Raw genomic sequence first — 14,110 nt, forward strand, 5'->3', positions numbered from 1 at the left:
TCGGTATTCCGATCCCGATCATCATTCTCATCATGCTGTTCGTACGGTAGGAGGCGTCGATGCAGTCCACCGTATCGGCTGTCGACGTATCCGCCTCAACGGAATCCTCCGCCCCGGCCGTCAGCTGGGGTCCGATCATCGCCGGCGCCTTCGCGGCCTCGACGCTGACCTTCATCCTCATGCTGCTCGGTTCGGGGCTGGGGCTGACCATGGTCTCGCCGTGGTCCGGCGCCAGTGCCTCGCTGACCACCTTCGCGGTGTCCGGCGCCATCTGGCTCATCATCGTGCAATGGCTGTCCTCCGGGGTCGGTGGCTATCTTGCCGGACGCCTGCGCACCAAATGGGTCGGCATCCACACCGACGAGGTCTATTTCCGTGACACCGCGCACGGCCTCCTCGCCTGGGCGCTGGCGACATTGCTGGTCGTCGGCATTCTCGGGTCGGCGCTGTCGGCAGTGCTTGGTTCAGGCGTGCAGGCGGCTTCTACTGTTGCCTCAGGCGCCGCCATGGGTGCTTCGGCCGGCGCGTCCGCCAATGCCGGCAGCGCACCGGCCGACAATGCAACGTCCTATCTCGTGGATACGCTGTTCCGTCCGGCTGATGCCGCCAGGCTCGCGGCGGCCAATCCGGACAGCGATGCGGCTGCGGCCGGGCAGGCTTCGCGCATCCTCATCGCCAGTGCGGCGGCAGGCGAAGTTTCGGCTGACGACAAGACCTATCTGTCGCAGCTGGTCGCCGCCCGCACCGGGCTTTCCGAGGCCGACGCCAAGGCGCGTGTCGACGCCCTGGTGGCCAGGGTCGAGGACGCCAAGGTCAAGGCAAAGCAGGCCGCCGACGCCGCGCGGAAAGGCAGCGCCACCTTCGCCCTGCTTGGCGCCCTGTCGCTGGTTATCGGCGCCTTCATCGCCAGCGCTGCGGCAGCCCTGGGCGGCAGGCAGCGCGACGACGAGGAAGCGGTTTTCCTGACCAGCCGCTGAACCGGTCTTCAACATCAAAAAGCCCGGTCGAACCGGGCTTTTTTGTTTCCGATGATGGACCGACAACCTTCCAGTGGAAGGTTGCGGCGGCTTAGTGATCCATGGCCTTGACGATTTCCTCGGTCATCTTCTTGGCGTCGCCGAGCAGCATCATGGTGCCGTCCTTGTAGAACAGCGTGTTGTCGATGCCGGCGTAGCCCGAGCCGAGCGAGCGCTTGACGAACAGGCAGGTGCGGGCCTTGTCGACGTCGAGGATCGGCATACCGTAGATCGGCGACGACTTGTCGTCGCGGGCGGACGGATTGGTGACGTCATTGGCGCCGATGACATAGGCGACATCGGCCTGCGCGAACTCGGAGTTGATGTCTTCCAGTTCGAACACTTCGTCATAGGGAACATTGGCTTCGGCGAGCAGCACGTTCATGTGGCCGGGCATGCGGCCGGCCACGGGGTGGATGGCGTATTTGACATCCACGCCATTGGCCTTGAGCTTGTCGGCCATTTCGCGCAGCGCGTGCTGGGCCTGGGCGACCGCCATGCCGTAGCCCGGCACGATGATGACCTTCTGTGCGTTCATCATCAGATAGGCAGCGTCGTCGGCCGAGCCCTGCTTGACCGTGCGTTCGATGCCGTCATCGGCAACCGCCGCGGTCTCGCCGCCGAAGCCGCCGAGGATGACCGAGATGAACGACCGGTTCATGCCCTTGCACATGATGTAGGACAGGATGGCGCCGGACGAGCCGACCAGCGCGCCGGTGATGATCAACGCCAGATTGCCAAGCGTGAAGCCGAGTGCCGCGGCGGCCCAGCCGGAATAGGAATTCAGCATCGAGACGACGACCGGCATGTCGGCGCCGCCGATCGGGATGATCAAGAGGACGCCGAGCGCCAGCGAAGCCGCGACGATCAGCCAGAACACCAGCTTGGCCTCGGTGGTGACCAGAAGCACGATCAGCACGATCAGCGCGATGCCGAGGACCGCGTTGATGATGTGACGGCCGCCGATCATGATCGGCTTGCCCGACATGCGGCCATCGAGCTTGAGGAAGGCGATGACGGAGCCGGTGAAAGTGATGGCGCCGATGGCAACGCCAAGGCTCATCTCGATCAGCGCCTGGGCGTGGATGTCGCCATTGGTGCCGATGCCGAAACTTTCCGGCGCGTAGATGGCGGCTGCCGCTACCATGACGGCGGCAAGGCCGACCAGCGAGTGGAAGGCGGCGACAAGCTGCGGCATCGAAGTCATGGCGATGCGGCGCGCTGTAACGGCGCCGACGCCGCCGCCGATGGCCAGACCAAGCACGATCAGGCCGAAGCGCCCGGCGGACGGGGTTGCCAGCGCCAGCGTGGTGGCGATGGCAATGCCCATGCCGATCATGCCGTAGAGATTGCCTTGGCGGCTGGTGGTCGGATGCGACAGGCCGCGCAGCGCCATGATGAACAGGACGCCGGAGACCAGGTAGAGGAAGGACGCGAAGTTGGCGTTCATGGCGCTCTACCGGTCCTTCTTCTTGTACATGGCCAGCATGCGCTGGGTGACCAGGAAGCCGCCAAAGATGTTGACCGAGACCAGCATCAGCGCGACGAAGCCGAAGCCGGTGGCAACCCCGGAGGCCGAGATGCCGACGGCCAGCAGCGCGCCGACGACGATGACCGAGGAGATGGCGTTGGTGACCGCCATCAGCGGCGTGTGCAGCGCCGGCGTCACCGACCAGACGACGTAGTATCCGACGAAGATCGCAAGTACAAAGATGGCGAAGCGGAAGACGAAGGGATCGATGGCGCCGCCGGACAGTGCGTGCGCGGCATCGCCCGCCGCATCGGCGCCACCAGGCGCGTTGGCCAGGTTCTGCACAGCCAGCCGGACGGCGGCACTTGCCTGATCGAGCTGATCGAGGGCTTTCTGCAAGGTCTGATCCATCACGCGGTCCCCTTCGGCTTGGCGGCGGACTTGCCGGCAGTGGCTTTGTCGGACGCCTTTTTCGGTGCAGCCTTCTTCGGCGTGGCATCAGCCACAATGGTCTTGGCCGGAATGGCCGCCGGTTCGACATGGGGCTGTTCCGCCGCCTTGGCGAAGGCCGGATGCACCACGCGGCCAGCGTCGGTCAGCATCGTCGCCTTGACCAGATCGTCTTCGCGGTTGATGGCGAGCGTCTTGCTGGTCTTGTCGACCAGCGTCTCGAGGAAGGCGAACAGGTTCCTGGCGTAGAGCAGCGAGGCCGATGCGGCGACGCGGCCGGGCACGTTGAGGTGGCCGACGATTTTCACGCCATTGGCCGTGGTCACCACCTGGCCTGCAACTGCGCCTTCGACATTGCCGCCGCGCTCGACGGCGAGGTCGACGATCACCGAGCCCGGCTTCATCGAGGCGACCATCGCCGCCGACACCAGCTTCGGCGCCGGACGGCCGGGGATCAGCGCCGTGGTGATGACGATGTCCTGCTTGGCGATGTGCTCAGCGGTGAGCGCTGCCTGCTTGGCCTGGTACTCCTTCGACATTTCCTTGGCGTAGCCGCCGGCGGTCTCGGCCGCCTTGAACTCCTCGTCCTCGACGGCGAGGAACTTTGCGCCGAGCGACGCCACCTGTTCCTTGGCGGCGGGACGAACGTCGGTGGCGGTGACGACGGCGCCGAGACGGCGCGCCGTGGCGATCGCCTGCAGGCCGGCAACGCCGACGCCCATGATGAAGATCTTCGCCGCCGGCACGGTGCCGGCCGCCGTCATCATCATCGGCAGCGCGCGGTCATACTCCGATGCGCCGTCGATCACGGCCTGGTAGCCGGCGAGATTGGCCTGCGACGACAGCACGTCCATCGACTGGGCGCGGGTGATGCGCGGCATGAATTCCATCGAGAAGGCGGTGACCCCAGCCTCGGCAAGCGCCGCGACCGCGGCGTCATTGCCGTAGGGATCCATGATGGCGATGACCGCCGCACCCGATTTGTAGCCCTTCAGCTCGGCGTCGGTCGGCCGGCGCACCTTCAGCACCACATCCGCCCGGCTCGCATCCGAAGCCTTGCCGATCGCGGCGCCCGCCTTGGCGAACTCCTCATCTGGAATGCGCGACCTGGTGCCGGCGCCTGTCTCGACGGTGACGTCGAAGCCCAGCGCCGCCAGCCGCTTCACGGTATCGGGCGAGGCCGCGACACGAGGCTCGCTGGCATCGGGCTCGCGAGGGATGAAAACCGTCTGTCCCACCGCATGATCCTTTCGGCTGGAACCTGTTTGCGCAAGAGTGCGGCTTGCGAAAGAGTGCGGCCGGATGTCCGGCTACGCCCCTGGCAAGGGTCTGAAGAGACTATCGGAGAATGAAGGCGCCGAGGGCGAGGATCAGCACGAACAGGATGGTCGCGGAGAAGAAGCCGCCTGCGAAGAAGCCGAAAGCCATGGCCAGGAGCAGGGCGCCGCAGAACAGCGAGCCGTATTTGGCCAGCGCCAGAAAGCCATGATAGGTGCGGTCATGTTCGGCATAGTCCATCTTCGCGCCCAGTTCGACAGGACCGGTCGGCGTGTGATCAGCCATAGGAATACCCCTTCGAAGACATCTTTGAGGCACATAGCGAAAAGCCGGGCCAAGAGCAATGGCGCTATTGCCGCACGACCAGTGACAACAGCCTCAAAGGAATGTTGAAAGCCGGCGGCAGGGCTTGTCGCCGGCCTAACGTCGAACGTTGAGGGTTTTGCGTTTCAACCGGCTAGATGCGGAAACAGCCCGAGCAGCCCAATGACGATCAGATAGAGCGCGACGATGTAGTTGAGCAGCCGCGGCATCACCAGGATCAGCACGCCGGCAATCAGCGAGATCAGCGGGGTCAGTGCTAGCTCGGGAATATGCATGTCGGTTCCTTTCTATGGCCGCGTCGGCGTCGTCCAGAACGCGGAAGCGGCGGGAAAGCTCCAGAGCTCGCGTGCCGAATTACGCAGGCTTCAGTGGTGTCAGGCGGCTTCGCGGAAAAACTTGGCGGTGGGCAGGATGGTTAGCGGTGCGAGTTCGCCGCTCTTGGGGCGTTGGAAGAGCATGCGCTGCTCGAACGGCGTGGAGTTGAAGAACGGGAAGCGATCCAGCGTCGCCTGCATGTTTTCGGAGCACTTCGACTGGAACAGATGCACGGGAACGGTGAGACCGGGATAGATGCGCGGGGGCACCGCCTGCTCGGAACGGAAGATGCGATGATAGAAGCCGGCATGCTCTTCCTTGACCGCCGTCAGGCAATATGTCGGTTTGAAGTGGCTGCAAGCTACGACCGCAAGCCTGAGCGTCACGTAGGGCAGCACGCGCAGGCTGGTCGACCACTCGATATCGGCAGCGAAACGGCTTGGATCGACGAACGTCTCGCCAACTGCCAGCCGCCGCGCAAGCGTGTCGCCGAACACGGCGGTGCTGGGGGAAACAGGGTATTTCGCGCAGGCGTAGTGGATTCTGATGGTGCTGACCAGAACACCATCGAAGAACACGCCAAATCGGTAGGAATTGCGCAGATCGTCGAAGTCGTCCTTTACCATACGCGAGGCATCGGGCTTCACCATGCCAGCATGAAGGTAGGATTTGTAGCGAAGTCGATAGATGGCTTCCAAATCCTCGGCACCGTCGCAAAGGCGATACTCGACGTGCTCCAGGACGTCCATGATATGACGAGAAAACACCGAAGGAGACTGAGCGGTGGCCCTAGAAGCCACCAGAGGCATACCTGCTAGCTGAGTTTCCATTGTTACCCTCGTGCCGTCGCAACTAAACCATACCGGACGACCGAATGAACAAGAAGATGAAACTCTAATCGTCTGTGTTTACCGAATATTAACGTTAACAATAGGTTAACGTTTTGGCAATACACAGCTTTTTTGACGGCTTTCAAGCGCGATTTAAAGGTTGGGCTTCATGTGGTCGCGAGTTTGGCGACGGGCCGCAATTCCGCGGCGAAGGGCCAGGTCACATTGGACATCGTTTCGATGCCGGACGCGCTGAGAGCTGCGCCGAAGAGGAAGCCCTGGACGAGGTCGGGTTTCACCGAATGCACCAGGATCTTCAGCTGTTCGAACGTTTCCACACCTTCGATGGTGACGGTCAGCCCGAGCACGCGGGTCAGGTCGACGATGCCCTTCAACAAATCGAGCGAACGCTTGTTCTGGGTCACGTCCATCAGGAACGAACGGTCGATCTTGATCTTGTCTAGCGGCAGCTTGTGGAGGTAGCTCAGGCTTGAATAGCCGGTGCCGAAATCGTCGAGCGCGATGCGCACGCCAAGCTGCTTCAGTTCCTCGATATACTGGCGCGTCAGCGATTTGTCGTCGAGCAGCGCGGTTTCGGTGACTTCGATCTCGAGGCGGCCAGCGGCGAGCCCCGAAGTGGCAAGCGCGTCGCGAACCTTCTGGACGACGTCGCGGCTGCGGAAATCCTTGGCCGAAAGGTTGACCGACACGCTGGTCTGTGCGGGCCATTTGGCGCATTCAGCGCAGGCCGCCGCGAGCACGAAGGTGCTGATCTCGGAAATGATGCCCATTTCTTCGGCCAGCGGAATGAAGACGCTGGGCGAAACCGGCCCGAGGTCGGGATGATCCCAGCGGCACAGCGCCTCGCAGCTGGCGATGCGCATGGTGTTCATCGCCACGATGGGCTGATAGACCACCCGCAAGGCCTTGCCCTCCACAGCCGTGCGCAGGTCGGCCTTCATCATCTGGCGGTTGCGGAACGCCGCATCCATCGCCGCCTCGAAGAGTCGCCAGTTGTTCTTGCCGAGTTCCTTGGCCTTGTAGAGCGCCAGATCGGCCTTGACGATCATGGCGTCGACATCGGTGTCCTCGACCCTGGACAGCACGGCGCCCGCGCTTGCCTGGATGCGCAGGCTGTGACCAGCGACATCGACTTCGCCCTGCAGATCGGCAAAGATCTGGTCGAGCAGGCCGGTCAGATGGCTTTCATCCTCGACGCGGTCGAAGAAGATCATGAACTCGTCGCCGCCGAAGCGGCTGACATTGACGCCTTGCCCGGCGACGGCCGCCAGTCGCTCGGCAACGGCATAGATCAGCCCATCGCCGACTGGATGGCCAAGTGTGTCGTTGACGCTCTTGAAATCGTCGAGATCGAGCACCGCCAGGGCGCACAGCCGGTCGCGGCTGCCCGACGCCATGGCCTCGCCGACGAGCTCATGGAAATAGGCGCGGTTCGGCAGGCCGGTGAGGCTGTCATAGCGCGCCATGAAGCGGATCTTTTCTTCGGACTCGACGCGGGCGGTGACGTCCTCGAAGGTGATGACGCCGAGGTCCTGATTGCCCTCGCGGGCCGAGAACTCGTAGTGCTGGCCATTGGAGAAGGAGACCAGCACCTTGCGGTCACGGCCTTCGCGCAACGCGCGCGTCAGCTGCGCTTCGACATAGCGGCAGTCTTTCGGCGCCAGCATGCCGCCCGCAACGCCGCGCAGGAGCAGCGAATGGATCGACCGCCCGAGCAGCTGGTCGGGCGAGCGCAGCGACATCAGATGCGCGGCTTCGGCATTGCCGACCACGACCTTGCCGTCGGGTCCGAGCATGACCAGGCCATGCGACATGGTGTTGAGTGCGCGGTTGAAGCGCTGCGCGATTTGCCTCGCCTGCTTATGCCCGACCACGGCCGAGAACAGCACGTTGCGCACATGGTCGGCACTGCCCTTGATGATGAACATGAACGGGATGATGAGCAGCCCAAGCACGACACTGGGGATGTCAAACCTGAGGATAAGGGCTGCTGCGATCGGCCCGACGAAGGTTACCGCGAAGATCGTGACCATGCGGGGCGAGCCGTAGTTTCGGCCTACGACCGTGACCAGAGAGCCAAGCGTTATGGCGAGCGCTGCGATCTCGGCATACGCATCCGAGTAGACATAGATCGAAATGAAGCAGAACAGGCCCAGCATCAGCCCCTGGATGCTGCCGTTCAGGATATATTCGCGCTCCCATCGTGTCGCATCCAAGGCATCGTGGATGGAACCACCTAGGCGATGGAACCGCCGCAAGCTGAAATACCGCCAAACGCCGATGCCAAGCAGTGCTCCGGCAAGAACCAGGAAGACAGGCTGGCCGTTGCGCCAATAGACCATAAGGCTGGCGGTTGCGTGGCAAAGCGCGCCAATGACCAGCATATGCGCGTTGTCGAACAACGAGCGCACAAACTGGATATAAACATCCACAGGGATGTTATCGGTCTTTGTTCTGCCCATTACTGGCGCCCAACTGAACCACAGCCTTGGCATAGTCCCATTAAAAAACCTTTAGCTCGCGCTGAAGGGCCTGTTTTTCCGGCCCTTTTGGCTACTCAGCGGCTTGTAATGCGCTTGGCTGCACCGGCAACTTGAATCGTTCAAGAAGGCGATTTCGTTCATCCGCCGCCTTTTCGGCGCTGGCCTGCCTGACATGGCCGTAGCCGCGAATGAGCGCCGGCACCGAGGCAAGGGCGATGGCGGCCTCGATCCTGCCTGGCGCAAGGGCCTTGGCGACAAGCTCCAGATCGGCCTCATAGCGGGCCAGAAGCTGCCGCTCGATGCGCCGCTCAGTGCTGTAGCCGAACACGTCGAAGGCCGTGCCGCGCAGGCCCTTCAGCGCCGCCAGCAGGCGAAATCCCTTCATCATCCACGGGCCGAAGCTCGATTTCCTCGGCTTGCCGTCATTGCCGCGCCTGCCCATGATCGGTGGCGCCAGATGAAATTCGAGTTTGTCGTAGCTCTGGAACTGTTTTGAGAGCTCCATAGCGAAGGAGCCGTCGGTGTAGAGCCGCGCCACCTCATATTCGTCCTTGATCGCCATCAGCTTGAACAGGTTTCTGGCGGCGGCCTCGGTCACCGCGGTCGAGCCAGGCACGGCCTTGGCCTCGGCAGCACGCAAAACCGCCAGCTTCTCGGCATAGCGCCTGCCATAGGCGGCATTCTGATAGGCAGAGAGGAAAGCGACGCGGCGGGCGATGATATCGTCCAGCGTCTCGGCGATCTCAGTGGCCTTGCCCGGCTGCGCGATGAGGCCGCGCACAAAGTCCGGCTGATGCGCGGCGCGCCGGCCCCAGCGGAACGCGGCGATGTTCATCGCCACCGCCTCGCCGTTCAATTCGATTGCTCTTTCAACGGCTTGCGCCGACAGCGGCAGCCCGCCATGCTGGAAAGCGAAGCCGAGCATGAACATGTTGGCGCCGAGCGAATTGCCGAACAATTGGGTGGCGGTGCGCGTGGCGTCGAAGAAATGCGTCTTGTCTTCGCCGGCAGCAGCACGGATCGCCTTCTTCAGGCGCTCGATCGGCAGCGAGAAATCGGCCGAACGGGCGAATTCGCCGGGCATGATCTCGGCGGTGTTGGCGAGGAAGATGGTATGGCCTTCGCGCACCGCGCCTAGCACCTTCTTGGCGCCGGACACGACAAGGTCGCAGCCGAGTACCAGGTCGGCCTTGCCGGCCGAAACGCGGATCGCGTGGATGTCGTCCGGCGTGCGGGCGATGCGGACATGGGTGAACACCGAACCGCCCTTCTGGGCGAGGCCGGCCATGTCAATCATGCCGCAGCCCTTGTCCTCGAGATGGGCGGCCATACCGAGCACAGCACCTATGGTGACGACGCCGGTGCCGCCGACGCCGTCGATGATCGCCGCCCAACCCTCGCTACCGAGCGGGAATTCGGCTGGCACCGGCACGCCGTCAAGCGGGTCGGAGCGCCCGGCAATGCCTTCGGCCTTCCTGATCTTGGCGCCGTGCACGGTGACGAAGGACGGGCAGAAGCCGTTGACGCAGGAGAAATCCTTGTTGCAGCTCGACTGGTCTATTCTGCGCTTGCGGCCGAACTCGGTTTCGACCGGCTGGATCGAGACGCAGTTCGATTGCACCCCGCAATCGCCGCAGCCCTCGCAGACCAGTTCGTTGATGAAGACCCGCTTGTCGGGATCGGGAAAAGTGCCGCGCTTGCGGCGGCGGCGTTTTTCGGCGGCGCAGGTCTGGTCGTAGAGCAGCACCGAGACGCCTTTGACGTCGCGCAGTTCACGCTGGACGAGGTCGAGGTCGTCGCGGTGGTGGATGGTGGCACTGGGCGGGAATTCGGCTTTGCCCGCATATTTCTCCGGCTCGTCGGTGACAATGGCGATGCGCTCGACGCCTTCGGCGCGCACCTGTCTGGCGATCATGTCGACAGTCAGGCCGCCTTCATGCGGCTGGCCGCCGGTCATGGCGACGGCGTCGTTGTAGAGGATCTTGTAGGTGATGTTGGCATCGGTCGACAGCGCGAAGCGGATCGCCAGCGTGCCGGAGTGATTGTAGGTCCCGTCGCCGAGATTCTGGAAAATGTGGCCGCGCTTGGAGAATGGCGCCTGGCCGACCCATTGTGCGCCCTCGCCCCCCATGGCGGTGAAGCCGACCGTGTTGCGGTCCATCCACAGCGCCATGAAATGGCAGCCGATACCGGCGGCGGCGATCGAGCCGTCCGGCACCTTGGTCGAGGAATTGTGCGGGCAGCCGGAGCAGAAGAACGGCGTGCGCGAACCGATATCGCTGGTGTCGGCAAGCATCGCCTGGAACTGGCGCAGCTTTGCCACCTTGGCAGTGATCTCTTCCGAAGGGCCGATTGTGCGCAGGATGCGCTCGCCCAGCGCAATGGCGATCTCGTTGGGGTCGAGCGCGCCCTTGGCCGGGAACAGCCAGTCGCCGCGCTCGTCCTTCTTGCCGACGATCATCGGCTGGGTGGCGGTGCCGTAGAGGTTTTCGCGCAGCTGCACCTCGATCAGCGAGCGCTTCTCCTCGACGACGACGATGGTGTCGAGGCCGCGGGCGAATTCGGCGATATGCTGCAGGTCGAGCGGCCATGGGCAACCGACCTTGAACAGGCGGATGCCGATGCGGCCGGCGGCGGCCTCGTCGATGCCGATGTCTTCCAGCGCCTGGCGGACATCGAGATAGCTCTTGCCGAGCGTGATGATACCGAGCTTCGGCGCGCGGCCGCCCGAATAGACGATGCGGTTCAGGCCGTTGGCATGGATGAAGGCGGATGCAGCGGCGCGCTTGTGTTCATGCAGCCGCTCCTCCTGGCCGAGCATGTCGATCTCATCGCGGATGTTGAGGCCGCCGGGCGGCATATCGAATTCCGGCACGACGATGTTCAGGCGCTCGAGCGCGGCATCGACGGAGGCCGTGGATTCGATGTTGTCCTTGACGCATTTGATAGCCGCCCAGGTGCCGGCGAAGCGCGACATGGCAAAGCCGTAGAGGCCGTAGTCGATGATCTCCTGAACGCCGGCCGGGTTGAGGATCGGCACCATGGTGTCGACGAACAGGAATTCGGTGGCGTGCGCATTGGTCGATGATTCGGCCATATGGTCGTCGCCCATCAGCGCAAGCACGCCGCCATGCTTCGACGATCCCGCGAGGTTGGCGTGGCGGAAAACGTCGCCGGAGCGGTCGACGCCCGGTCCCTTGCCGTACCAGACCGAAAACACCCCGTCATGCTTGCCTTCGCCCAGCAATTCCGTCTGCTGAGAGCCCCAGCAGGCGGTGGCGGCAAGCTCCTCGTTGAGGCCGGGCTGGAAGACGATGTCGGCCTGCGCCAGCTGCTTTTTCGCCCGCCACAGCTGCATATCGAGGCCGCCGAGCGGCGAGCCGCGATAACCGGACACGAAGCCGGCCGTGTTGAGGCCGGCCCGGCGGTCGCGCTCGCGCTGCATCAAAAGCATGCGGATGACCGCCTGTGCGCCGGACAGGAAGATGCGCTCCTTGCCAAGATCGAACTTGTCGTCGAGCGCGACGTCGTGCAGCGTCATCAGGCATTTCCTCTGCGGAGACAGCACCGGGGGCGCGCAGCCAACGTAGGAGTGAGATGGCGCAGTCTTTCTCCGCTTGCAAGGCAGGTCAAACGAAATCGAAAGTGCCAGGCAAAGCGCAACGAACGATCCGCTGCCGTCGCGTATCCGGCACGAAATCGGTCCGCGGCGGTTGTCCGGCGACCGAAAATTTCCACGCAGTCGCGCCCGGCAAAGACGCGTCAGCCTTTCGAGCAATCCGGCTTCGGCTCACCCGGCAGCTTGCCGTCGGGATGGCCGGCAAGATCGGGATTGGCCGTATAGAGCTGGTCGACCACCAGCGGCCGGTCGGGAAGGATCGACTGGTCCTCGCTCGACATCAGCGTCGTGTCGATCTTCTGCAGGAACGTGCCGTCAGGACCCCTGATGCTGATGGAGATCGCATAGGGCTTGTCCTTGACGATGCAGGTGAGCGCCGGGCTCTCCAGGCTGACCTTGTCGAGCTTCGGCCAGACCTTCTGCTCGACTACCAGGGGAGGGCCGCCGGCCGGATTCTGGAAACTGGCGACCGCAACCTGGCCTTCGCCCATCGGCTGCAGGGGCCGCAGCGTCACGACATAGGTCGCCCGGGCGAGACGGTAGTTGAAGACGACGACCTTGCCGGAAACCTCGAACAGCTTGCCGTCGCCGCCGGTGTCGCGGCAGGCGCCAAGCGCAACGGCTGCAATGAGCGCAGCACCGACAAGGATCGAACGAAAAACAACCCTAGGCATTGTTGACCTCATGTGCCGCCGTGCGGCGGCGATAGTGACGGCTTGCTTTCTGGCGGTTGCCGCACACAGCCATATCGCACCAAAGGCGGCTGGAATTGCGGCTCCTGTCGAGAAACAGCCAGCTGCAATTGGGACAGATCCTGAGCCTGGCGACCGTGTCGTCGCGCAGCAGCGACAAGGCCGAAACCGCCAGCGCCGCCTCGAACGCGATCGGCGTCGATGGATCGCCGAACGGTCTACCCGGTGCGCCGATTTCGGCAGGGCTCCGATCGAGGCCGTTGGCGCAGGCCTTGAGAAAAGCGGCGAGGTCGCCGGCGGCAAGCGCACCTTTCGACACCGCGCCGCGAAACAGGCGGTCGGTCGTCTCGCGGATCGCCAGCACCACCGGCGCGATGCTGTCCGGCGAGGTCGCCTCTAGCGGTCTGCCGCCAAGCTCGGCGCCGCGAAAGCCGCTTGCGGCATCGGCGAAGCGCGCGATCTCGGCCGGATCGTCAAAACGGTCGAAGGTCTTTTCCGGATCGTTGCGCAACACCACGGTGTTGGCCGTATCGAGCGCAAGAATGCCGCCGGTGAAGCGATGCGGGGTCCAGGATACCGTCATGCCGGCAATCTAACCGATAAATCGCGTTTGACAAGTTAGATTTACGATGCAAACCTTGGCGCGGGCTCCGGCGCCCGGAAAGCTGTCTATGCTCTATTTCTTCCAGCAGGTGCTGAACGGGCTGCATTCCGGCGCGCTCTATGCGCTGCTTGCCTTCGGCTACGTGCTGACCAACGGCATCCTGCACCGGACCAATCTCGCCTATGGCGCGCTGTTCGCCTTTTGCGGCCAGACGATGATCCTGACCGTGGCCTTCGGCTATCAGGTATTGTGGCTGACCTTGCTGGCGGCAGTAGTGCTCGGCGTCGTCACGGCTTTCCTTTATGCCGCGCTGATCGGCCACGTGCTGTCGCGCAGCGTCTTCGAACCGCTGGCCGACCGCACGCCCAATGCCATTGTGGTGACGACGCTCGGCATCCTGCTGGTGCTGTCGGAAGCAAGCCGTATCGCCGCCGACACGCATGATTGGTGGCTGCCGCCGATGCTGGCGCAGCCCATCGTTTTTGCTCAGGATGCCGGCTTCCAGGCGACGCTGACGCTGATCCAGCTCATCGATTGCGCGGTGGTTCTGGCGGCAATCATGCTCGCTGCATGGGCGTTTGCCCGCTCGGGCTTCGGTCGCCGTTGGCGCGCCGTCTCCGACGATCCCAAAGCGGCTGCCATGTGCGGCGTGGACGTGCGCGCAGTGTTCCGGCATGCGGTGCTGTTCGGCGGTTTCTGCGCCGCGCTGGCCGGAATCATGGCCGCCCTTTACTACGGCAATGTCAGCTTCGGCTCCGGCCTCGTCTTCGGGCTGAAAATCCTGTTCGTGACGGCGGTGGGCGGCTATCTCTCTCCGCCTCGGGCCGCGCTCGGTGCGGCCGCCTTCGGCATGACGGAGTCGCTATGGGCCGGCTATTTCCCGATCGAATGGCGCGATGGCTGGATGTATCTGTTCCTGGTCGCGGCACTTGTGCTGATCGGTCCCGGCCGCGACCAGCAGAAGATCGCCTGATCGCCGCATCCGCTGTCAGACTTTGGTTGCATGA

12 protein-coding genes are annotated in these 14,110 nt (G+C 63.6%); 2 read left to right on the forward strand and 10 right to left on the reverse strand.

The annotated features are described in order from the left end of the window. Positions 1 to 59: 59 nt before the first annotated feature. Complete coding sequence (locus NKI06_RS04980; RefSeq protein ID WP_023700421.1) at positions 60 to 977, forward strand: membrane protein; 918 nt, start codon at positions 60 to 62, stop codon at positions 975 to 977. Positions 978 to 1,068: 91 nt separating this feature from the next. On the opposite strand, the gene NKI06_RS04985 is transcribed toward NKI06_RS04980, so the two are convergent. The 10 genes from NKI06_RS04985 to NKI06_RS05030 form a co-directional block, all read right to left on the reverse strand. Continuing rightward, on the reverse strand, positions 1,069 to 2,466 hold the full coding sequence (locus NKI06_RS04985) for an NAD(P)(+) transhydrogenase (Re/Si-specific) subunit beta (RefSeq protein WP_023671337.1): 1,398 nt from the start codon (positions 2,464 to 2,466) through the stop codon (positions 1,069 to 1,071). A gap of 6 nt (positions 2,467 to 2,472) precedes the next feature. Beyond that, complete coding sequence (locus NKI06_RS04990; RefSeq protein WP_502900572.1) at positions 2,473 to 2,898, reverse strand: proton-translocating transhydrogenase family protein; 426 nt, start codon at positions 2,896 to 2,898, stop codon at positions 2,473 to 2,475. Further along, a complete protein-coding gene (locus tag NKI06_RS04995) occupies positions 2,898 to 4,175 on the reverse strand; it encodes a Re/Si-specific NAD(P)(+) transhydrogenase subunit alpha (protein WP_352984322.1) in 1,278 nt (425 codons plus the stop codon). Before NKI06_RS04995 ends, NKI06_RS04990 begins: the two co-directional genes overlap by 1 nt. Positions 4,176 to 4,275: 100 nt before the next feature. Further along, on the reverse strand, positions 4,276 to 4,500 hold the full coding sequence (locus NKI06_RS05000) for an aa3-type cytochrome c oxidase subunit IV (RefSeq protein WP_023671340.1): 225 nt from the start codon (positions 4,498 to 4,500) through the stop codon (positions 4,276 to 4,278). Between the two features lie 164 nt (positions 4,501 to 4,664). Beyond that, positions 4,665 to 4,814, reverse strand: a complete 150-nt coding sequence (locus tag NKI06_RS05005; protein ID WP_023671341.1) for a DUF3096 domain-containing protein — start codon at positions 4,812 to 4,814, stop codon at positions 4,665 to 4,667. A 99-nt stretch (positions 4,815 to 4,913) separates the two neighbouring features. After that, entirely contained in the window at positions 4,914 to 5,684 is a 771-nt protein-coding gene (locus NKI06_RS05010) for an N-acyl amino acid synthase FeeM domain-containing protein (RefSeq protein WP_023742599.1), read from the reverse strand. 167 nt (positions 5,685 to 5,851) lie between these two features. Then, positions 5,852 to 8,167, reverse strand: a complete 2,316-nt coding sequence (locus NKI06_RS05015; protein WP_023714564.1) for a putative bifunctional diguanylate cyclase/phosphodiesterase — start codon at positions 8,165 to 8,167, stop codon at positions 5,852 to 5,854. A gap of 91 nt (positions 8,168 to 8,258) precedes the next feature. Continuing rightward, a complete protein-coding gene (locus NKI06_RS05020; protein WP_352984323.1) occupies positions 8,259 to 11,729 on the reverse strand; it encodes an indolepyruvate ferredoxin oxidoreductase family protein in 3,471 nt (1,156 codons plus the stop codon). A 221-nt stretch (positions 11,730 to 11,950) separates the two neighbouring features. Then, positions 11,951 to 12,481, reverse strand: coding sequence for a hypothetical protein (locus NKI06_RS05025; protein ID WP_023729725.1), 531 nt, complete (start codon positions 12,479 to 12,481; stop codon positions 11,951 to 11,953). Continuing rightward, positions 12,474 to 13,082, reverse strand: a complete 609-nt coding sequence (locus tag NKI06_RS05030) for a CGNR zinc finger domain-containing protein (protein WP_352984325.1) — start codon at positions 13,080 to 13,082, stop codon at positions 12,474 to 12,476. The genes NKI06_RS05025 and NKI06_RS05030 overlap by 8 nt, the downstream gene beginning before the upstream one ends. 88 nt (positions 13,083 to 13,170) lie before the next feature. Between NKI06_RS05030 and NKI06_RS05035 the strand changes: the two genes are divergently transcribed. Continuing rightward, a complete protein-coding gene (locus NKI06_RS05035) occupies positions 13,171 to 14,076 on the forward strand; it encodes a branched-chain amino acid ABC transporter permease (protein WP_023752465.1) in 906 nt (301 codons plus the stop codon). The last annotated feature ends 34 nt before the right edge of the window (positions 14,077 to 14,110 follow it).

Origin of the sequence: Mesorhizobium sp. M0772, from assembly GCF_040320135.1 — a bacterium.
GTDB lineage: Bacteria > Pseudomonadota > Alphaproteobacteria > Rhizobiales > Rhizobiaceae > Mesorhizobium.

Bases quoted from the DNA above. Each gene is read 5' to 3' on its own strand.
- NKI06_RS04980 (WP_023700421.1), top strand. From the start codon at position 60: ATGCAGTCCACCGTATCGGCTGTCGACGTATCCGCCTCAACGGAATCC.
- NKI06_RS04985 (WP_023671337.1), bottom strand. From the start codon at position 2,466: ATGAACGCCAACTTCGCGTCCTTCCTCTACCTGGTCTCCGGCGTCCTG.
- NKI06_RS04990 (WP_502900572.1), bottom strand. From the start codon at position 2,898: ATGGATCAGACCTTGCAGAAAGCCCTCGATCAGCTCGATCAGGCAAGT.
- NKI06_RS05000 (WP_023671340.1), bottom strand. From the start codon at position 4,500: ATGGCTGATCACACGCCGACCGGTCCTGTCGAACTGGGCGCGAAGATG.
- NKI06_RS05005 (WP_023671341.1), bottom strand. From the start codon at position 4,814: ATGCATATTCCCGAGCTAGCACTGACCCCGCTGATCTCGCTGATTGCC.
- NKI06_RS05010 (WP_023742599.1), bottom strand. From the start codon at position 5,684: ATGGAAACTCAGCTAGCAGGTATGCCTCTGGTGGCTTCTAGGGCCACC.
- NKI06_RS05015 (WP_023714564.1), bottom strand. From the start codon at position 8,167: ATGGGCAGAACAAAGACCGATAACATCCCTGTGGATGTTTATATCCAG.
- NKI06_RS05020 (WP_352984323.1), bottom strand. From the start codon at position 11,729: ATGACGCTGCACGACGTCGCGCTCGACGACAAGTTCGATCTTGGCAAG.
- NKI06_RS05025 (WP_023729725.1), bottom strand. From the start codon at position 12,481: ATGCCTAGGGTTGTTTTTCGTTCGATCCTTGTCGGTGCTGCGCTCATT.
- NKI06_RS05030 (WP_352984325.1), bottom strand. From the start codon at position 13,082: ATGACGGTATCCTGGACCCCGCATCGCTTCACCGGCGGCATTCTTGCG.
- NKI06_RS05035 (WP_023752465.1), top strand. From the start codon at position 13,171: ATGCTCTATTTCTTCCAGCAGGTGCTGAACGGGCTGCATTCCGGCGCG.